The sequence below is a fragment of the Deinococcus carri genome, from assembly GCF_039545055.1.
Classification (GTDB): Bacteria; Deinococcota; Deinococci; order Deinococcales; family Deinococcaceae; genus Deinococcus; species Deinococcus carri.
Genome location: NZ_BAABRP010000023.1, coordinates 13,431 through 31,855, shown reverse-complemented (window position 1 = coordinate 31,855; position 18,425 = coordinate 13,431). Strand labels below are relative to the sequence as shown.

The 18,425-nt window shown below is 67.9% G+C and carries 17 protein-coding genes; 6 read left to right on the top strand and 11 right to left on the bottom strand.

The annotated features are described in order from the left end of the window. Nucleotides 1-99: 99 nt before the first annotated feature. A complete protein-coding gene (locus ABEA67_RS17610; RefSeq protein ID WP_345467809.1) occupies nt 100-2,553 on the top strand; it encodes a transglycosylase domain-containing protein in 2,454 nt (817 codons plus the stop codon). A gap of 224 nt (nt 2,554-2,777) precedes the next feature. Here ABEA67_RS17610 and ABEA67_RS17605 read toward each other — a convergent pair whose 3' ends face one another. Genes ABEA67_RS17605 through ABEA67_RS17595 form a run of 3 tightly spaced genes read right to left on the bottom strand, consistent with a single transcriptional unit; the run spans nt 2,778 to nt 4,217 of the window. Further along, nucleotides 2,778-3,119: a YraN family protein gene (locus ABEA67_RS17605; protein WP_345467806.1), complete on the bottom strand. Its 342-nt coding sequence runs from the start codon at nt 3,117-3,119 to the stop codon at nt 2,778-2,780. A gap of 10 nt (nt 3,120-3,129) precedes the next feature. Further along, nucleotides 3,130-3,798, bottom strand: coding sequence for an HAD family hydrolase (locus ABEA67_RS17600; RefSeq protein ID WP_345467805.1), 669 nt, complete (start codon nt 3,796-3,798; stop codon nt 3,130-3,132). After that, nucleotides 3,795-4,217, bottom strand: a complete 423-nt coding sequence (locus ABEA67_RS17595; protein WP_345467803.1) for a putative dsRNA-binding protein — start codon at nt 4,215-4,217, stop codon at nt 3,795-3,797. The genes ABEA67_RS17600 and ABEA67_RS17595 overlap by 4 nt, the downstream gene beginning before the upstream one ends. A gap of 124 nt (nt 4,218-4,341) precedes the next feature. On the opposite strand from ABEA67_RS17595, the gene ABEA67_RS17590 reads away from it, so the two are divergent. Then, nucleotides 4,342-5,613 (top strand): uracil-xanthine permease family protein, encoded by a 1,272-nt coding sequence (locus ABEA67_RS17590; RefSeq protein ID WP_345467800.1) that lies wholly within the window; start codon nt 4,342-4,344, stop codon nt 5,611-5,613. A gap of 47 nt (nt 5,614-5,660) precedes the next feature. Here the strand turns inward: ABEA67_RS17590 and ABEA67_RS17585 are convergent, their stop codons facing one another. Continuing rightward, nucleotides 5,661-6,221: a Uma2 family endonuclease gene (locus ABEA67_RS17585; RefSeq protein ID WP_345467798.1), complete on the bottom strand. Its 561-nt coding sequence runs from the start codon at nt 6,219-6,221 to the stop codon at nt 5,661-5,663. Nucleotides 6,222-6,259: 38 nt separating this feature from the next. Between ABEA67_RS17585 and ABEA67_RS17580 the strand changes: the two genes are divergently transcribed. Further along, a complete protein-coding gene (locus ABEA67_RS17580; RefSeq protein WP_345467795.1) occupies nt 6,260-6,733 on the top strand; it encodes a hypothetical protein in 474 nt (157 codons plus the stop codon). Between the two features lie 6 nt (nt 6,734-6,739). Here ABEA67_RS17580 and uvrB read toward each other — a convergent pair whose 3' ends face one another. The 3 genes from uvrB to ABEA67_RS17565 all read right to left on the bottom strand — a co-directional run bounded on the left by uvrB (nt 6,740) and on the right by ABEA67_RS17565 (nt 9,861). Then, a complete protein-coding gene (gene uvrB, locus ABEA67_RS17575) occupies nt 6,740-8,764 on the bottom strand; it encodes an excinuclease ABC subunit UvrB (RefSeq protein ID WP_345467793.1) in 2,025 nt (674 codons plus the stop codon). 63 nt (nt 8,765-8,827) lie between these two features. Continuing rightward, entirely contained in the window at nt 8,828-9,259 is a 432-nt protein-coding gene (locus ABEA67_RS17570; RefSeq protein WP_345467791.1) for an NUDIX domain-containing protein, read from the bottom strand. Further along, complete coding sequence (locus ABEA67_RS17565) at nt 9,256-9,861, bottom strand: P-loop NTPase family protein (RefSeq protein ID WP_345467789.1); 606 nt, start codon at nt 9,859-9,861, stop codon at nt 9,256-9,258. The genes ABEA67_RS17570 and ABEA67_RS17565 overlap by 4 nt, the downstream gene beginning before the upstream one ends. A gap of 191 nt (nt 9,862-10,052) precedes the next feature. On the opposite strand from ABEA67_RS17565, the gene ABEA67_RS17560 reads away from it, so the two are divergent. Next, nucleotides 10,053-10,787 carry a hypothetical protein gene (locus tag ABEA67_RS17560; protein WP_345467788.1) on the top strand — a complete coding sequence of 245 codons (735 nt, stop codon included), beginning with the start codon at nt 10,053-10,055 and terminating at the stop codon, nt 10,785-10,787. A gap of 4 nt (nt 10,788-10,791) precedes the next feature. Here ABEA67_RS17560 and ABEA67_RS17555 read toward each other — a convergent pair whose 3' ends face one another. Continuing rightward, nucleotides 10,792-11,691 (bottom strand): LysR family transcriptional regulator, encoded by a 900-nt coding sequence (locus tag ABEA67_RS17555; protein WP_345467787.1) that lies wholly within the window; start codon nt 11,689-11,691, stop codon nt 10,792-10,794. A 237-nt stretch (nt 11,692-11,928) separates the two neighbouring features. Here ABEA67_RS17555 and aceE point away from each other — a divergent pair, with 237 nt between their 5' ends. Beyond that, nucleotides 11,929-14,661, top strand: a complete 2,733-nt coding sequence (gene aceE / locus ABEA67_RS17550) for a pyruvate dehydrogenase (acetyl-transferring), homodimeric type (protein ID WP_345467785.1) — start codon at nt 11,929-11,931, stop codon at nt 14,659-14,661. Nucleotides 14,662-14,772: 111 nt separating this feature from the next. Next, nucleotides 14,773-16,635: a 2-oxo acid dehydrogenase subunit E2 gene (locus tag ABEA67_RS17545; RefSeq protein WP_345467783.1), complete on the top strand. Its 1,863-nt coding sequence runs from the start codon at nt 14,773-14,775 to the stop codon at nt 16,633-16,635. Nucleotides 16,636-16,766: 131 nt separating this feature from the next. Here the strand turns inward: ABEA67_RS17545 and ABEA67_RS17540 are convergent, their stop codons facing one another. From ABEA67_RS17540 to ABEA67_RS17530, 3 genes are read right to left on the bottom strand one after another with little or no spacing between them, the layout of a single operon-like run. Beyond that, nucleotides 16,767-17,330 (bottom strand): hypothetical protein, encoded by a 564-nt coding sequence (locus ABEA67_RS17540; RefSeq protein WP_345467780.1) that lies wholly within the window; start codon nt 17,328-17,330, stop codon nt 16,767-16,769. Beyond that, entirely contained in the window at nt 17,327-18,049 is a 723-nt protein-coding gene (locus ABEA67_RS17535; RefSeq protein ID WP_345467777.1) for an ankyrin repeat domain-containing protein, read from the bottom strand. Before ABEA67_RS17535 ends, ABEA67_RS17540 begins: the two co-directional genes overlap by 4 nt. Then, the gene (locus tag ABEA67_RS17530) at nt 18,046-18,420 is read right to left on the bottom strand and encodes a DUF952 domain-containing protein (protein WP_345467775.1); all 375 of its coding nucleotides are present in this window, start codon (nt 18,418-18,420) and stop codon (nt 18,046-18,048) included. Before ABEA67_RS17530 ends, ABEA67_RS17535 begins: the two co-directional genes overlap by 4 nt. Nucleotides 18,421-18,425: the final 5 nt, after the last annotated feature.

Below are 18,425 nucleotides of genomic sequence, written 5' to 3'. Positions count from 1 at the left end.
GGGGAAGCCGGTAGGCTGAAGGCAGGATGTCTCCCCCCCCTGCCCCGACCGTGACGTGTGCCCCCCGCCGGCTCATGAAAGCCCGCTAAAGTGAAGGCCATGCGGTTTTTCACTGGCCTCGGCGTTCTCCTGCTTCTCGGCACGGCGGGCGCGGGGGCGATGTGGTGGGCGTGGGGGCGCGACCTGCCCAGCGTGCAGGACCTGGACGTGCTGGAACTCAGCGGCAAGACGCGGGTCTATGACCGCAACGGCGCGCTGGTCGGCACCCTGACCCCCAGCCTGGGCAGCGGGCAGAGCGTGAACCGCGACCTTCTGAAGCTGAACGAGATCAGCCCCTGGTTGCAAAAGGCCATCGTGACCAGCGAGGACCGCCGCTTCTACGAGCACCACGGCGTGGACTACATCGGCATCACGCGCGGGCTGATCAAGGGGCTGCTGAAAAACGACCTGGAAGGCGGGTCCTCGATCACGCAGCAGGTGGTGAAAAATACCCTGCTGGCCGACCTGCACAGCGCCCGCACGCCCGAGCGCAAGTTCAAGGAAGCCATCCTGGCCTACCAGCTGGAGCGCAACTTCAACAAGGACCAGATTCTCAACGCCTACCTCAACGTGGTGTACTGGGGCGACGGGGGCCGCAGCGACATCGTCGGGGCGGAGACGGCGGCGCGGGCGTACTTCAGGAAGCCTGCCTCGGCGCTGAACCTGGCCGAGAGCGTGTACCTCACCACGCTGGTGCCCGCCCCCAACAGCCGCTACAAGGACTTCAAGGCCTACCGCCCCCTGATGAAGGACCTGCTGGGCCGCATGGTGGAAGACGGCCGCATCACCCAGGCCGAGGCCGACGCGGCGTGGCGCACGCCCATCTACCCGGCGGGCTGGCGCATCGGCTGGAACCCCGACGGCACTCTGCGCAGCGCCGTGCTGGAGCGCCCCGGGCGGCTTCAGGAGAACATGCCGCCGCCCCCCGTCCAGACCGCCCTGCACTACCTCCAGGCGGTCGAGAAGGAACTGATTCCCAAAATCGGGCGCAAGGCGCTGTTCGGGGGTGGCAAGGTCTACACCGCGCTCGACCTCCAGGCGCAGCAGTCGGCCGAGCAGGCCAGCCTGAATGCCCGGCTGCCCGACGGCGCGACCCTGGGTATAGCCCTCGTCAGCCCGAAGAACGGCGAGGTGCTGGCGCTGGTGGGGCAGAAGCTCACGGGCGGGCGGCCCTCCGACTGGAACAACGCCCTTCAGGCCCAGCGGCAGGTGGGCAGTTCCATCAAACCTCTGCTGTACACCCTGGCGCTCGAAAAGGGCTGGAAGCAGAGCGACACCGTGCTCGACGCCCCCCTGAGCGGCGAGTACCAGCCCCAGAACTACGACGGGCGCTGGACGGGCCGCTACGTCACCATGCGGTACGCCCTCGACCACAGCCTCAACCTCCCCACCGTCCGCATCGCGCAGGAGGTGGGCCTGGCCGACTTCGAGAAGAAGCTGCGCGAGCTGGGCCTCACGCCGCCGCCCGATGCGGGGCTGTCGCTGAGCATCGGCACGCTGGAGGCCAGCCCCCTCCAGATGGCCGCCGCCTACGCGCCCTTTGCCAATGGCGGCCTCTACTACGCGCCCACCCTGGTCCGCCGGGTGGAAGACGCGCGCGGCCAGACGCTCTACACCCGGCCCGCGCCCCAGGGCAAGCGCGTGTGGGACGCACAGACGGCTTGGCTGGGTCTGGACATGATTCGCGGCGTGGTGAACGACCTGACCGAGTACCAGGGGGGCCTCGCCACCCGCTCCCTGATTCCCGGCTGGGACGTGGGCGGCAAGACCGGCACCACCAACGACGTGAAGGACCTGTGGTTCGCCGGGGTCACGCCCGCCGTCGCGGGGGCCGTGTGGGTGGGCAAGCAGGCGGGCGGCGCGCTGCCGAACTGGGCCTACAGCGGCGAGATTCCCACCCCGGTCTGGCAGCAGGCGGTGGCGGGGGCGCTGGCAGGCAAACCCCACCAGACCTTTACCGAACCCGGCGGCATCACCTACCGCGTGGTGCGGCAGGTCGAGATGGCCTTCCGTGAGGGAGAGGCCGATCAGGAACAGGTGGCGCGCGACGGCAGCGGGAGCAGCGACGGCGGCGGCTTCTTCAGCCGGCGTACCTGGCGCTCGGCCCCGGCCCCCCAGCCCGAGCCGGTCCCCGCCGAACCCCCGCCCCCCGAACCGCCCACCGGGGAGGGCTTCCCGCAGGAGGAGCCGACCCAGGAGCCGCCCGTGCCGGAAGCCCCGGACCAGGCCCTGCCCTGGGACACGGCTCCCGCCCCCGCCGAGCCACAGGACAGCGTCGGCCTCCCCGGAGACGGCGGCACCGCCCAGGACGGCACGGGGGACAGTCCCTCCGTGCCCTTCCCCGACGTTCAACCCGGCGAACCCGTCTCGCCCGAAACGCCGTCCCCCGACGTTGCCCCCGCCGACCCGTACTCTGTTCCCGAGCAGCCGCAGGAGGGCGGCGACCTGCCCCTCCCTCCCGACGGCTTCTTTCAGAACCAGGGCGACTCCGCCGCACCTCCCCCCACCTTCTGATACGGATTCCGTCCAATTCCTGAACAGTCGGGAGGGCACCGCCTGTTCATCCATCTCCCGAAATCCGCCCTTATTCCTTCTCCCTCTGGTCGGATTTCCGGGTGTTTTCAACACCCTTCAATCGGAATCCGTATGAGACGGAACCCGTCTTGCTCCTTCTCGCTCCGCTCGGATTTCAGGTTGACCAGTAAACCTTTCCATCGGAGTCCGTATGACCCCCGGCGCTAGCCTTCCAGCGGCAGCAGCGTGAGGGTGCCCGTGTCGGCGGGGCCGTCAATCGTCAGGACTTCCAGGCGGCAGGGGAGGTCGTCGCGGCCATGCTCGCGCAGGAGGTAGGCCAGGGCGGCGCGCTGCATCAGCGCGAGCTTGCGCAGGGTGACGCTCTCGGCGGCGCTGCCGAAGCGGGCGGAACGGCGCTGGCGGACCTCGGTGAAGACCAGCACCGCCCCGTCGCGGCTCACCAGGTCAATCTCGCCGCCCGGAATGCGGTAGTTGCGGGTCACCACCTCCCGCCCCAGCGCCCTGAGGTGTGCCTCGGCGCGGGCCTCGGCGTCGGCTCCCTTCACGCCAGCCCCTTCATGCGAGCCAGGTCTCCCAGCGTGTGAAGTCGGGGACGGCCAGCGCCGCGCCCGCCGCCAGCAGCGCCTCCGCCGGGGCGGTGGTCGTCAGCGCCACCACGGTGCAGCCCGCGCCCGCCGCGCTGCGGACGCCGTTCACCGCGTCCTCGTGGGCGAGGCAGGCGGCCGGGTCCAGGCCCAGCAGGGCCGCGCCCCGTAGAAACGGCTCCGGGTGGGGCTTGCCGCGGGTGACGTGTTCGCCCAGCACCCGCGGCCCGAAGCGCCCGCCGAGGCCCAGCGCCTCCAGGCCGAACTCGACATTCACGGCGTCGGCACTCGTGACCAGGGCGAAGGGAAGGCGGCGGGCCTCCAGCGCGTCCAGGTAGGCCCTCAGGCCCGCGACCTCGCGCAGTTGCCCGTGGGCCAGCTCCCGGTAGCGGCCCTCCTTCGCCTCATGGAAGCGGCGCAGAAAGGGTTCCTCGGGGGGCTTTCCGGTCAGCCGCTCCAGAATCTCGGGGTTGCGCCCGCCGTCCACCTTGGTGTCGAGGTCGTGCCCCGTGAGGGTCAGGTTCAGCAGCTCGGCGGCCACCTCCTGCCACGCCTGGCGGTGAAAGGCGTTGTTGGCGGTCAGCACGCCGTCCATGTCGAACAGCACCCCTGCCGGGCGGGCCGGGAACGTCAGGCTCACCCGTCCTCCCCCCCCACCGGCTCCGGCCCGTGCCCCAGCTCCGCGAGGAGGTCGCGGTAGAGCCGGGCGGCGTCCGCGCGCACCTCGTCGAGCGTGGCGTCCTCGGGGGCGAGGTCCAGGGCTGCCTCCAGCGCGCCCTCCAGCACCGCCGCATAGATGGGCCAGCGCCCGCCGCTTTCCCGCGGGCGGTCTTCCTGGCCCTCCTCCTGCGCGTCCAGACCGGCCAGGGCCGCTTCCGCCGCCGCGCGCTCGGCGTCGCGCTTGCTGCGGCCCTCGCCCCGGCCGAGGGTGCGCCCGCCGGCCGAGACGGTCACGTGAAAGACCTGCTCGTGCGCGGGGCCTTGCGCCGCCGCGTCGAAGGTGGGGGTGCTCAGGCCCAGCGCCGTGAGCCGCGCGATCAAGTCTCCCTTGGCGTTCATGTCCAGCAGGGTAACGCGCGGGCCACCCCGCCGCGGGGTATGCTCGGCTCCCGGAAGACAACGTGCCCAGGTTGCCGCCCCCCAGCGGTCCTGACTCCTGCCCGCGCGTGCCCGGAGGCTCCCCATGACCCAGACCGCCCCTGCCGCCCCGCCCCCCAGCCCGACCCGCCCGGAACGCCGCCTGGTCCTGGGCGTTCAGCACGCCATCGCCATGTTCGGCGCGACCGTCCTGGTGCCCATTCTGGTGGGGCTGTCGCCCAGTGTGGCGCTGTTTGCTGCCGGGGTCGCCACCCTGATCTTTCACCTGCTGACCGGCGGGCGCGTGCCGATCTTCCTGGGGTCCAGCTTCGCCTTTATTGCGCCCACCGCACTCGTCGTCAAGGAGTTGGGGCCGGGCGCGGCGGCGGGCGGCCTGATCGCCGCCGGGGTGATGTACCTGCTGTTCAGCGGCCTGGTGAAACTGTTCGGGACCGAGCGGCTGCTGCGTGTCTTTCCCCCGGTGGTCACGGGTCCGGTCATCATCGTGATCGGGCTGGGGCTGTCGAGCGTGGCCGTGAACCAGGCCAAGTCGAACTGGTGGCTGGCACTCGCCACGCTGGTCGCCGCCGTGGTCGCCAGCGTGTATGGGCGCGGCCTGTTCCGTATGATCCCCATTCTGGTGGGTGTGGTAGCCGGGTACCTCGTCGCTCTCGCCACCGGGCAGATTGGCCCGGACGCCCTGGCCGCCATCCGCGCCGCGCCCCTGCTGGGCCTGCCGGACTTTCACGCGCCCGCGCTGGACTGGCGGGCGGTCGCCATCATCGCGCCCGTCGCCGTCGTCACCTTTATCGAGCATGTGGGCGACGTGATCGTGAACGGCCGCGTGGTGGGCCAGAACTTCCTGCAAAACCCCGGCCTGAGCCGCACCCTTTTTGCCGACGGCATCGCCAACATGACCAGCGCCGCGATGGGCGGTCCGGCCGCCACCACCTACGCCGAGAACACGGGCGTGCTGGCGCTGACCCGCGTCTATGACCCCGCCATTCTCCGCATCGGGGCTGTCTTCGCCATCCTGTTCGGCTGCTCGCCCAAGCTGGCCGCCGTGCTGAAAAGCCTGCCGCCGGGGGTGCTGGGCGGCGTGTCCATCCTGCTCTTCGGCATGATCGCCAGCGTGGGCATCCGCACCCTGGCCGAGGCGCGCATCGACTTCGCACACTCGCGGAACCTGATTATCGTGTCGCTGATTCTGGTGCTGGGGTTGGGCGGGGCGTCCTTTCCCATTCACGCGGCGGGGACCACCCTGGAACTGCACGGCATGGCCCTGGCCGCGCTGGTCGGCATCGTGGCGAACCTGCTGCTGCCCGCGCAAAGGGCGGAAGTGGACGGGGAAGGGGAGCCGGAGCGGGTGCTGCACTGACCATTGGGAGGAAGGGGGGCCGCTCTGGGGGAATGGGGCGGCCCCTCTTACAGCACCCCGGCGTAAATCTCCTCCAGCGTCAGCGTCCGGCCCAGGCAGGGGAGGAAGATTTCGCCCTGTCCGGCGAGTTCCGTCAATTCCCACTTGCCGCCCTCACGCCCATAGGCGTACACGCGCCGCTCGGCCTGCTCGACGATCAGGTACGTTTGCAGGGTGGGGAGGGCGGTGTAGGTGGCGTACTTGCCCACGCGGTCATTGCTGGCGGTGCTGCCCGACAGCACTTCCACCAGGAGGCAGGGAGAGGTTTCGTAGTACCTGTCTGGGGCGTCGTGCCCGCAAACAAGCATGACGTCCGGGTAGTAGAACGTGCCGTTGGCATCCATGAACAGCTTCATATCGGCCAGATGCACTCGGCACCCGGCAGCTCTGGCATCCCGGTGAAGGGCGGCAAAGATGTTACCGCTGATGAGGGAATGCGACTGGCTCACGCCCGCCTGCCCGTGCAGTGGATAGACGAACCCGCCCACGTACTCCCGCTTGTATGGGCTTTTCTCCTCGGTGCGGAGATACTCCTCCACGCTCATGCGTTTGAAGGCGGGGTCGCTCATGGGTTAATGGTACAGGGCTGCTGGCGTAGGCTTTGCCCATGCGTCCCCTGTTTCTGGTTGCCCTGCTGCTCTTTGCTCCTGCTGCCCTCGCTGGGGGCGCTGGCCCACGCCCCGGCTTCCCGCTCTCTGCCGGGCAGGTGTGGAAGTTGACAGCCACCCGGAAGGACGGCCTGAGCGTCAGCCTGCAGTTGAAACTCGGTAAGCCGCTTTCAAACGACGCTTCGGGCCAGGTTTACGCCGCAGAAGGGCTAATAGGCGGCGGAAACATCAACTCTTATTCCAAGGAGCGTGGCATAGACGCCACCGTCATTAAACTCAACAGCCTGCGCTGCTTCGCCCAGTTCGCGGCAGGCTCGAACGTCGCCCAGGGCTATCTCCTCTACGGCTCGTCGGAATGGGGGGACGAGCGACTGAGAAAGGCTCAACTCGGCACGGATCTCTCCCGGCGAGCCTTACTGTGGGGACTCAAGCCTCTGAGCGATGGCACCTGCACCCTCCAGCGCATCCGCTAATAGTTCCTACCGCACCCCGCCCTTCCGCCGCCCCCGCGCCTTCTGCCCCGGCACCGTCGCCTGCTTGAACTCCTTGCCCTGAAGCTTGGCCTCGATGGCGCGAATCTGGTCGCGCAGGCTGGCGGCCCGCTCGAAGTCGAGGTCTTCCGAGGCCTGCCACATGTCGAGTTCGAGGTCGGTGAGCTGGGCGGTCAGGGCGTCGCGGTCGTTGCCCAGCTCGGCGGTTCCCTCGGCTTCCGCGATTTCCTCACCGCGAATCACGTCGCGCACGCCCTTGCGGACCGTGGTCGGCGTGATGCCGTGTTCCTCGTTGTAGGCGATCTGCTTCTCGCGGCGGCGGGCCGTTTCCTCCATCGCGGACTGCATCGCGGGCGTCACCGTGTCGGCATACAGCACCACCTCGCCGTTCACATTGCGGGCGGCGCGGCCGATGGTCTGGATCAGGGCGCGTTCCGAGCGCAGGAAGCCGGGCTTATCGGCGTCCAGAATCGCCACCAGCGACACTTCGGGCAGGTCCAGCCCCTCGCGCAGCAGGTTGATGCCCACCAGCACGTCGTAGTGCCCCAGCCGCAGGTCGCGGATGATGACCTGACGCTCCACGGAGTCGATGTCGGAGTGCATGTAGCGCGCCCGCACGCCCTTTTCCAGCAGGTACTCCGTCAGGTCCTCCGACATGCGCTTGGTCAGCGTGGTGACCAGCACGCGCTCGCCCCGCGCCGAGCGTGCCCGGATGCGGCCCAGCAGATCCTCCACCTGGCCCTGGATGGGCTGCATGGACACGGGCGGGTCCACCAGCCCGGTCGGGCGGATGATCTGGTCGGCCACGCTGTCGCTGTGCTCGCGCTCGAAGGGGCCGGGCGTGGCCGACACGAACACGACCTGCCCGGTCTTGCTCATGAACTCGTCGAAGTTCAGGGGCCGGTTGTCCATCGCGGAGGGCAGGCGGAAGCCGTAGTCCACCAGCGTCTGCTTCCTGGCCCGGTCGCCGTTCGCCATTCCGCCAATTTGCGGCACCGTCACGTGCGACTCGTCGATGAAGGTGATGAAGTCGTCCGGGAAGTAGTCCAGCATGGTGTACGGCGTGGCCCCCGGCGCGCGCCCGTCGATGTGCCGCGAGTAGTTCTCGATGCCCGAGCAGTAGCCCAGCACCTTGAGCATCTCCAGGTCGTAGAGGGTGCGTTCTTTGATGCGCTGCGCCTCCAGCAGCTTGCCCACCGACTTGAAGTATTCGAGCCGCTGGTCGAGTTCCTCCTGAATCGTCACGATGGCCCGCTCGATGTTCCCCGCGCTGGACACGTAGTGCTTGGCGGGATAGACGATGGTGGCGTCGAGGTCGCCCAGCTTCTCGCCGGTCAGCGGATGCACCACCTGAATGCGGTCCACGTCGTCGCCCCACAGCTCAATGCGCAGGGGCTGCTCGTCGTAGCTGGGCCAGACCTCAATCGTGTCGCCCTTGGCGCGGAACCGTCCCGCCGCGAGTTCGATGTCGTTGCGCTCGTACTGCATCGTCACCAGGCGGCCCAGAATCTCGTCGCGGCTCACCTTCTCGCCCACCTTCAGAATCAGGTTCAGCGCGCGGTACTCGGCGGGGTCGCCCAGGCCGTAGATGCACGACACCGACGCCACCACGATGGTGTCCCGCCGCGTCAGCAGGCTGCGGGTGGTGGAGTGGCGCAGGCGCTCGATCTCCTGGTTGATGGCCGCATCCTTTTCGATGAACAGGTCCTTGCCCGGCACATACGCTTCGGGCTGGTAGTAGTCGTAGTAACTGATGAAGAACTCGACCGCTGCATCGGGAAAGAACTCGCGGAACTCGGAGGCGAGCTGGGCGGTGAGAATCTTGTTGGGGGCCATGATCAGGGCGGGGCGGCCGGTTTCCTCAATGACTTTCGCCATGGAGTATGTTTTGCCCGTACCTGTCGCTCCTAATAATGTCTGGAACCGAAGCCCCGACTCCAGCCCGTCCACCAGGCTGCGAATGGCGGTCGGCTGGTCGCCGGACGGTGTGAAGTCGGACTTGACCCTGAGCATCCTTCCAGTTTACGCCTACAGCGTAAGGGGAAGGTAAGCGGGATGGCGGAGGGACAGCGAGGTTCACTGCACGGCGGAGGCGAACCAGGCGTGGGCTGCCCCCTCCCGTATCAGGTTCCGCAGGGGAAAGGGTTCCAATTGCCGGACGTCCAGTTGTCCCAGCGGCACCCAGTCGAACGACAGATGCGCCTCCTGTGACGCCACGGGGAGGTCGTGCCGGAGCTGGGGCGAACAGGCAGAGAAGAGGTGATTGAGTTCGTGGTGCTTCTGTCCCTGCTGATCCGTCCACCAGAACTCCACGACCCCCAGAAATCTGCCTACCTCTACGCTGAGGCCCAGTTCTTCGGAGAGTTCGCGGGCGAGGGCCGCCTGCATCCCCTCGCCGGGTTCGATATGTCCTCCGGGCAAAAAGGTATGGCCGAAGCCGCGCGCTTGGGCGACCAGCACATGCCCGGCGTCCTGAATGACAGCGCGGGCAAGGAGGTGGGTTTTCATGGGCGGTGTCCCTCTCTTTGTTTTTCGGCGGACGCCCCAACATCGTCGCTCCCTGGGATGCCTTGTGGGCTGGCGGTTTCTTCCGCCGGCCCGCCATAGCTGTTCTGCACCGTATTCAGCCAGGCCCGCACTTCTCGGTCGCTTCTCAGGATGACCAGATCTAAGGGTCTATGCTCAGTCACCCGCTCAAGCATTGCCGTCACCTTTTTGGGGAAGTGCCAGGTATAAAGGAGAAAATCCCAACCCGGCCAGCGGGGGCGTGTTCCAGCAAAGTGGGGATGCCGTCCTGACAGCTCGCGCCGCAACACGCGCCACAGACAGAGTTCACGCGGTGGTACCAGAAAAAGCACGGTGTCTGCCCGCGCTGCCCTCATGGCGATGGTGCTGTTGTAGTTGCCGTCCATGATCCAGTCGTCGCCGTCCAGCGCATCTTGTAACCGCTGTTGCCAGACGCTGCGGGCGACTTCCTGTTGGCCCAGTTGCTCCTTTTCCCAGTACAGGTCGTCCAGATGGATCAGCGGCAGGCCTGTTCTCGCCGCCAGCCCCTTTGCCAGGGTGCTTTTGCCCGCGCCCGGGCTGCCGATGATCAGGACACGTTGCATGGGGGGCAGGATAGGGAGGTGGGGACCGGGCGGGAATGCGTCAGATGGCGGAGAAGGGCGGGGTGCAGAAAGGTTGCCGCCTTTTGGCAACCTCTCCGAGCGAAGCGAGAAGCGCAACAATGGCGGCGCGCAGTGGAGTGGACACCTGAGACCTGCGGCAACGCAACGGAGCGCCGCCCTAGAGTCTGTGCATGCTGACTCTGGCTCTCCGCCAAGACCTTATCCAGCGACTCCGGAAGGCGCTTGAGGCCCGACCCTTCGTGAATGCGATGTGGCTGGAAGGGGCCGACGCCCTGGGCAAAGTGGATGCGTATTCCGACCTTGACCTGTGGCTGGACGTGAGTGCCGGGCAGGAGGAGGGAACCTTCCAGGTGGTGGGGACGGTCCTCCAGGCTTTCGGTTCACTGGATGTAGCGCAGGAAAGATCGCACCCTGACCCCCTGGTCCAGCAACGGTTCTACCGTTCGTCAGGTCTGCCGCCCTTTCTGTTCGTGGATGTGTGTGTGCAGACGCAGGGGCGGGACGTGGTATTCGGCCCGGCAGACGCTTTCCTGCCCCTGTTTGATAGAGCCGGAGTTTTGCGACGCGAAGCGTCCACGCTGTTGAATCTGGGGGCGGAAGTCCGGGCCATTCTGAACCAGCGATGGCGGCACCTCCTGGTGGAGAAGGAGCTTCAGCGCGAACACCTACTGGAAGCACTGGCGTACTACCACCGGGAAGTGTTGGAGCCGCTGGTCCACCTCCTCCGATTGCGTTACTGCCCAGGGAAGCCTGGGTACGGACTCAAGCACATTTCTACTGATTTGCCCGCTGACGACCTTCGACGCCTCGAAGCCCTCTATGCCCTGACAAAACCCAAGGAATTGCGTGAGGGCGTGCGACAGGTGAACAGGTGGTTGGACCAGTTGACCCAGGAATGGCCCTGACTGCTCACCCCCCCGCCTGCCCCCCCAGTGCCTCCTGCGCCACCCTCAGGAAGGCGCGGACGATGGGATGCTCGTCTTCCTCGTCCCGCCGCCACGCGGCCACGATGTCAATCAGGGGAGCGTCCTCCAGCGGGCGGTACACCACGCCGGGCAGCGAGAGGCGCTCGAAGAACTGGATGGGCAGGAACACGCCGACCCCCGCCGCGACCAGCGACAGCAGGGTGGGAATCTCGATGGCCTCCTGCACGACGTTGGGTGTAAAGCCCGCGCCAGAGCACCAGCGCATGACCTGATCGAAATAGGTGGCGCGCAGGTGGCGGGGAAAGAACACGAAGCGCTCGTCTCTCAGGTCGCCAATGCGCAGCCGACGTTTGCGGGCCATCTCATGCCCGGCGGGGAGGGCCGCCACCAGCGGTTGCCGCCAGAGGGGCTGCGTATCCAGTCCGGGGTCGCGCACGGGCAGCAGCAGCAGGCCCACGTCGATCTGCCCGCCGCGCAGCGCCGCCTCCTGTTCCTGGGCGGTCAGTTCGCGCAGGTCCACGCTGACGTTCGGGTACAGCTCCCGGAAGGCCCGCACGATTTCCGGCAGGCCCCCGAAGGCCAGGCCGCTCACGAAGCCCACCGTCAGCCGCCCGACCTCGCCCCGCGCCGCCCGCCGCGCCCGCTCCACCGTCTGCGCCGCCTGCGCCAGCGTCTCCCGCGCCCCCACCAGAAACTCGCGCCCCGCCGGGGTCAGTTGCACCCGCCGGGTGGTCCGCAGCACCAGCGGCACGCCCACCTCGTCCTCCAGGTTCTTGATCGAGTTGCTGAGCGCCTGCTGCACCACGAACACACGCTCGGCGGCCCGCCCGAAGTGTTCTTCCTCGGCCAGCGCGACGAAATGACGGAGGTGACGCAGTTCCATGCGGGGTCCTTTCCGGGAGGCAGTGCGCGGTGCGCAGGACGCGGTGCGCGGTGAGGGCTGGGCTTCAGAAGTCAGAAGAGGAAGGAGAGGGAAGAGCTATGGCCTTTCCGCTTTTCCCGCGCACCGCGCACTGCCTCCCGCGCACCCTCCCCACCCTGCCACACTCACCAGCCTGGATGGTGAATTGCCTCATTCTGGCTGTTGGAAGCAGTGAATGGTGGGGCATACACTACAGGCATGACAAAAACGCCACCGCGCACGGGGCTGTCTCCGCAGGAGCGTGAGCAGCTCAACTCCGTGGAGACGCAGGAATGGCTCGACTCGCTGGCCTACGTGCTGGCGAACGCGGGCGACGACCGGGCCGCGCAACTGCTCGAAGACCTCGACCACTACGCCTACTTTCACGGCGCGCCGATCCTGTTCAAGCAGAACACGCCCTACATCAACACGATTGACGTGGAGGCGCAGCCGGAGTACCCCGGCAATCTGGAGCTGGAGCGCAAGATTCGCAACGCCGTGCGCTGGAACGCCGTGGCGATGGTGCTGCGGGCCAACAAGCGGGCGGAGGGCATCGGCGGCCACCTCGCCACCTACGCCTCCTCGGCCGAGCTGTACGAGGTGGGCTTCAACCACTTCTTCCGCGGGCACGGCGCGGGGCAAGACCGCGACCTGATCTTCTTCCAGGGCCACGCCAGCCCCGGCATCTACGCCCGCTCCTTCCTGGAGGGCCGCTTCAGCGAGGCGCAGATGAACAACTTCCGCCGGGAACTCAGCCCCGACGGCCCCGGCCTCAGCTCCTACCCGCACCCCTGGCTGATGCCGCACTACTGGGAATTCCCTACCGTCAGCATGGGCCTCGGCCCCATTCAGGCGATCTACCAGGCGCGCTACATCAAGTACCTCGAAAACCGCGGCCTCAAGGCCAAGGGGGACGCCAAGGTCTGGGCCTTCCTGGGCGACGGCGAGATGGACGAGCCGCAGTCGGTGGGCGCGCTGCGCTTTGCCGCCTACGAGAACCTCGACAACATCGTCTTCGTGCTGAACGCCAACCTCCAGCGCCTCGACGGGCCGGTGCGCGCCAACTCCAAGGTGATTCAGGAGTTCGAGGCGCTGTTCCGCGGTGCGGGCTGGAACGTCATCAAGGTCGTGTGGGACTCCAAGTGGGACGAGCTGCTCGCCAAGGACTACAACGGGGCCATCGTCAAGCGCTTCGAGGCGCTGGTGGACGGCGAGTCGCAGCGCTACGCGGCCTTCGGCGGCAAGGAACTGCGCGAGAAGTTCTTCAACACGCCCGAACTCCAGGCCCTGATCGAGGGCTGGACCGACGCCGACCTCGAACTGCTCAACCGTGGCGGCCACGATGTCAAGAAGGTGTACGCCGCCTACAAGGCCGCCGTCGAGCACAAGGGCAGCCCCACCGTCATCATCGCGCGCACGGTGAAGGGGTACGGCCTGGGCGAGACGGCGCAGGCGCGCAACGTGGCCCACCAGGTCAAGAAGCTCGACTTCCACGCGATGAAGGACCTGCGCGACCTGCTGGAACTGCCCCTGACCGACGAGCAGGTCGAGCATCTGGAGTACTACAACCCCGGCCCCGACAGCCCGGAGATCAAGTACATGCTGGAGCGCCGCGCGGCGCTGGGCGGCTTCGTGCCCGAGCGTATCGTCGAGTACCCCCGCCCCACCGTCCCCACCGGCGAGTTCTACGAGGAATTCGCGGCGGGCAGCAAGGGCCGCGCGGTCAGCACCACCATGGCCGCCGTGCAGATCATGAGCAAGCTGCTGCGCGACAAGGAAATCGGCAAGCTGATCGTGCCCCTCGTGCCCGACGAGGCCCGCACCTTCGGCATGGACGCGCTGGTGCCGCGCATCGGCATCTACTCCCCGCGCGGGCAGACCTACACGCCGGTCGATTCCGGCAGCCTGATGGTCTACAAGGAAGCCGTGGACGGCCAGATGCTGGAAGAGGGCCTGACGGAAGACGGCGCGATGTCCTCGTGGATCGCCGCCGCCACCGCCTACGCGAACCACGGCGTGCCCACCATTCCCTTCTACGTCTTCTACTCGATGTTCGGCATGCAGCGCATTGGCGATCTGGTGTGGGCCGCTGCCGACCAGCGCGCCCGCGGCTTCCTGTTCGGCGCGACGGCGGGCCGCACCACCCTGGCGGGCGAGGGGTTGCAGCACCAGGACGGCAACAGCCTGCTCCAGGCCTACGTGGTGCCCAACCTCAAGGTGTACGACCCGGCCTTCGCCTACGAACTCGCCGTGATTGTCGAGGCGGGCATCCAGCGCATGTACGTGGACGGCATCGACGAGTTCTACTACGTCACCATCGACAACGAGAACGAGGTGCAGCCGCCCATGCCGGAGGATGGCCGCAGCCACGACGAGATCCGTGACGGCATTATCCGGGGCATGTACCGCTTCCAGGCCAGCGCGGCAGCGTCTGAAGGCAAGGGAAAGGCCAAGCTGCGCGCGCAGATTCTCGCCAGCGGCCCCGCGATGGGAGCGGCCCTCGACGCCGTGCAGAAGCTCGAAGCCTACGGCGTGGCCGCCGACGTGTGGAGCGTGACCAGTTACAAGGAACTCCACCAGGACGCGCTGGCGGTGCAGCGCCACAACATGCTGCACCCCACTGACCAACCCCGTGTGAGCTACGTGGCGGGGCAGCTCAGCGCGGAGAACGCCCCCGGCGTGCTGATCAGCGTGAGCGACTACGTGAAGCTGGGCGCGGACGGCCTGAACGGGCACCTCGACCGCAAGCTCTGGACGCTGGGCACCGACGGTTTTGGCCGTTCGGAAGACCGCGCCGAACTGCGCGACTTCTTCGAGGTGGACAGCCGGCACGTGGTGCTCGCCACGCTGTACGCCCTCCAGCGCGACGGCAAGGTGAAGGGGGACGTGGTGGCGAAGGCCCTGGCGGACCTCGGGATCGACCCGGAGCGCGAAGCGCCGGTGTTGCGTTAACCGGCAGATGGCAGAAGGCTAAAGGCAGAAGGGGAAAAGCCGCTTTAGCTTGAGCCTGTCCGGGCCTTTTGCCTTCTGCTTTCCGCCTTCTGCATTCCAAAGGAGCCACTTATGGCCACAGAACTGAAATTGCCCGACGTGGGCGACAACATCGAACAGGGCACCGTCGTGACGGTTCTCGTCAACCCTGGGGACCAGATTGCCGAGGGGCAACCTGTTATCGAGATCGAGACGGACAAGGCGGTCGTCGAGGTGCCCGCCAGTCAGGGCGGCACGGTCGAGGCCCTGGGCGTGAAGGTGGGCGACACGGTGAAGGTGGGCGGCACGATTCTGACGCTGGCGGGGGGTGGGGCAGCCCCGGCAGGGCAGGACGCTACCCAGCCACCCGCGCCCGGCACTGTCCCGGCGTCCCCGTCGGCCGAGCCGGAAAGCACGGCGGTCGCGCCTGACCCGGCCACCGCCAACCGGGTCGCGCAGGAGCAGCAGGCCGCGCAGAAGGCGCAGGCGGCTTCCGGGGGTCAGCCCACTGCTACCCCCGCGCCAGCCAGTGCCACTCCAGCCAGCGGTGCCCAGGTTACCCTCCCCGACGTGGGCGACAACATCTCCCAGGGCACGGTCGTGACGGTGCTGGTCAAGCCCGGCGACCAGATTGCCGAGGGGCAACCCGTCATCGAGATCGAGACGGACAAGGCGGTCGTCGAGGTGCCCGCCAACGCGGGCGGGACTGTGCAGGACGTGCGGGTACAGGTGGGGGACACGGTGGCGGTAGGTGGCGTGATTCTGACGCTGGCGGGCCAGGCAGGAACGGCACAGGCAGGAGCCGCACAGGGCGGCCAGCCGGGAACCGCGCAGGCTCCCGCTGCCGAGCCGGACAGTGCACCTGTGGCCGCTGACGCCAGCACCGCCAACCGGGTCGCGCAGGCCCAGCAGGAGGCGCAGAAGGCGCAGGCTTCCGGCACGGTGACGGCTCCGACGGCCCCGACCCAGGCTCCCGGTGCCCAGCGCCCCTACGACACCCAGACCTACGATGGCCGCCCGGTGATTCCCGCCGCGCCCAGCGTGCGCCGCCTGGCCCGCGAAATGCACGTGGACATCCACGACGTTCATGGCACCGGCATCGCCGGACGCATCAGCGAGGAGGACGTGCGCCGGGCGGCGGGGACGCCCAGTGTCGCGGCGACCAGCGTCCAGCCGCCAGCGGCCAGCAGTCCGGCGGCGGCCGCTCCGGCTCCCGCCGTGGCTGCCCAGCCCCTCCCCAACTTCGAGAAGTGGGGCCAGGTGCGCCGCGAGGACATGAGCGGCATCCGCAAGGCCACGGTACGCTCGATGACCCAGTCGTGGACCACCATCCCGATGGTCACGCACTTCGACAAGGCCGACGTGACCCGCATGGAGGAGACCCGCAAGGCGTTCGCCGCGCGGGTGGAGAAGGCGGGCGGCAAGCTCACCCTGACCCACATCCTGATGAAGGTCGTGGCGAACGCCCTGCGCAAGTTCCCCAAGTTCGGCGCGAGCCTCGACCTGGCGGCGCAGCAGGTGATTTACAAGGACTACGTGAACCTGGGCGTGGCCGTGGACACCCCCCAGGGCCTGCTGGTGCCCGTGCTGAAGGACGCCGACCGCAAGAGCATCACCGAGATCGTGCTGGAGCTGGGCGAGCTGTCGGCCAGGGCGCGCGACCGCAAGCTCAAGCCCGACGAGATGCAGGGGGCGACCTTTACCATCTCCAACCTGGGCGGCATCGGCGGGACCGGCTTCACGCCCATCGTGAACGCGCCCGAGGTTGCCATCCTGGGCGTGTCGCGCGGCGGCATCGAGCCGGTGTGGAACCGGGAAACGGGGAGCTTCGAACCGCGCAACATGCTGCCCCTCTCGCTCACCTACGACCACCGTCTGATCGACGGCGCAGATGCGGCCCGCTTCCTGCGCTCCATCTGCGAGTCGCTGGAAGATCCGTTCCTGATCTCGCTCTGAGCGGCCAGCCGCCAGCTTCGAGCAGCCAGCAAAAAAGTCCCCGCCCATGTGGTGGGGGCTTTCTGCTAGCCGCTTCTCTCGCGGCAGCAAAAAGCCGCCCTCACTCTGGAAGGCGGCTGATGGGGTGCAGCTTACAGTGGCTTGTCGGTATCGCCCGCGACCTCGGCCTTGATTTCGGGGGGGGTTCCGGGAAGCAGGTCGCCGGGCTGCTCGCGGACGTGGGGCGTGACTTCCTTGCTGGGGGGGATATAGCCGGCGTTGGGGTCGCGCACCTCGACCTCGGTTTCCTGGGCGGTCGCCATGCTGGAGGTCACGCCCATGCCGATAGCGACCGGGGCGACCAGGTCCATCGGCGCGGCCGTGTCCACACCCACGCCCGCCACGGTCTGCGCGCCGGCGAACTCGGGAGTTCCCTGAAGCGCCTGCTCCATCTGCTGTGGGTCGCGGGTGGCAAGGCGGTCGAACTGCCCGGTGACTTCCTTGGGGTCCTGGGACTGGACCGGCTGGTACTCCTGCTGGTCAGCGCTGCCCACCCGGTCCTCGGCGGGCGTGGTGGTGTAGTGCTCGACGTGAACGTCCTTGGGGTCCGGCATCTGGTAGCCGGTCTTGTAGTCGGGGGTGCCGGTCAGCTCGTTGACCTGTTCGCCGTCGGCGGGCGCACGGTCGGGCTTGCCGTCTCGCAGGGGGTCAGTCATGCCTCAGTCTCCCGCGTGGGCGGGGGCGGCGCATTCCGGCTTTCTTCAGGGTCGTGCGGGGGCGCACTCAGAATGTCCAGCACGGCCTGGTGCCCCTCCTCGCGGGCCAGGGCGGCCGCGTCCTGTCCGTCTTCCGTGGTAGCCGCCGGGTCAGCCCCGGCCGCCAGCAACGCCTCCACGAGCCGCGTGTTGCCGTTCTGCGCCGCGCTCATCAGTGGGGTGAAGCCGCCGTGCTGGGCCGCGTTCACGTCCGCACCCGCCGCCAGCAGCCGCAGCGCCAGCGGGGTGTGGTCGCCTGCCACGGCGGAATGCAGCGGCTGAACCCGCATGGCGTTCGTGCTGGGGCGGTTTACTTCGGCCCCGCGGGCCAGCAGCTCGGCCGCCACCTCCTCATGCCCGAAGAAGGCGGCCAGCCCGAGCAGCGTGAAGCCGTCCGGGCTGAAGGTGTCCAGCAGATCGGGCCGCGCGTCCAGATGCTCCCGCAGCACCGCGAGCTGGCCGGTGGCCGCCGCCTCGAACACACTCAGCGGCGCACCCGCTTCCAGCAGCAGGCGCAGAACCTCGGGCCGCCGGTAGTAGGTGGCAAACAGCACGGGGGAGAGGCCGGTCGGGCTGACTGCCGTCAGGAGGCGCGGCTCGGCCGTGACCAGGAGGCGCACGCCTTCCAGGTTGTTGGCATGAATGGCCTGAAACAGGTCCGTGGCAGCGTCGGAGGTCATGGGAACAGGGTACGCGGGAAAGCCTGGAGGGCGTCCGGCAGGCTGAAGCGGCCACCTACCCCCGCTGGAAAGTCCAGCGCCTGCACCACGGCACCGACAGGAATGGGGCCGTAAACATGTGGATAGAAGCGGCCGCTGTCTTCGAACTCCTCGTCCCTGACCGGCACGGTGAGGCGCTGACGGTCAATCAGCAGCACCACCAGGCCAGCTTGTCCGGCAAAGTGCGCGTTGGCGACCGCGAGAAGCTGCTCCTCGGTTGGGGTCGAGCAGTGAATGTACCCATCCGTCATCAGGCTGGGATGGATGTATTGCCCGGCCTGATGCGCTTCCTGCCAGGCTGCCCCAGTGGTGATATGCGCGATAAGAGCCACCCGGC

What these genes read in the sequence shown, in the direction of transcription:
- ABEA67_RS17535 (WP_345467777.1), bottom strand. Translation starts at nt 18,049, where the DNA reads ATGACCTCCGACGCTGCCACGGACCTGTTTCAGGCCATTCATGCCAAC.
- ABEA67_RS17610 (WP_345467809.1), top strand. Translation starts at nt 100, where the DNA reads ATGCGGTTTTTCACTGGCCTCGGCGTTCTCCTGCTTCTCGGCACGGCG.
- ABEA67_RS17580 (WP_345467795.1), top strand. Translation starts at nt 6,260, where the DNA reads ATGCGTCCCCTGTTTCTGGTTGCCCTGCTGCTCTTTGCTCCTGCTGCC.
- ABEA67_RS17585 (WP_345467798.1), bottom strand. Translation starts at nt 6,221, where the DNA reads ATGAGCGACCCCGCCTTCAAACGCATGAGCGTGGAGGAGTATCTCCGC.
- ABEA67_RS17565 (WP_345467789.1), bottom strand. Translation starts at nt 9,861, where the DNA reads ATGCAACGTGTCCTGATCATCGGCAGCCCGGGCGCGGGCAAAAGCACC.
- ABEA67_RS17545 (WP_345467783.1), top strand. Translation starts at nt 14,773, where the DNA reads ATGGCCACAGAACTGAAATTGCCCGACGTGGGCGACAACATCGAACAG.
- ABEA67_RS17555 (WP_345467787.1), bottom strand. Translation starts at nt 11,691, where the DNA reads ATGGAACTGCGTCACCTCCGTCATTTCGTCGCGCTGGCCGAGGAAGAA.
- ABEA67_RS17560 (WP_345467788.1), top strand. Translation starts at nt 10,053, where the DNA reads ATGCTGACTCTGGCTCTCCGCCAAGACCTTATCCAGCGACTCCGGAAG.
- ABEA67_RS17570 (WP_345467791.1), bottom strand. Translation starts at nt 9,259, where the DNA reads ATGAAAACCCACCTCCTTGCCCGCGCTGTCATTCAGGACGCCGGGCAT.
- ABEA67_RS17540 (WP_345467780.1), bottom strand. Translation starts at nt 17,330, where the DNA reads ATGACTGACCCCCTGCGAGACGGCAAGCCCGACCGTGCGCCCGCCGAC.
- ABEA67_RS17595 (WP_345467803.1), bottom strand. Translation starts at nt 4,217, where the DNA reads ATGAACGCCAAGGGAGACTTGATCGCGCGGCTCACGGCGCTGGGCCTG.
- uvrB (WP_345467793.1), bottom strand. Translation starts at nt 8,764, where the DNA reads ATGCTCAGGGTCAAGTCCGACTTCACACCGTCCGGCGACCAGCCGACC.
- ABEA67_RS17590 (WP_345467800.1), top strand. Translation starts at nt 4,342, where the DNA reads ATGACCCAGACCGCCCCTGCCGCCCCGCCCCCCAGCCCGACCCGCCCG.
- aceE (WP_345467785.1), top strand. Translation starts at nt 11,929, where the DNA reads ATGACAAAAACGCCACCGCGCACGGGGCTGTCTCCGCAGGAGCGTGAG.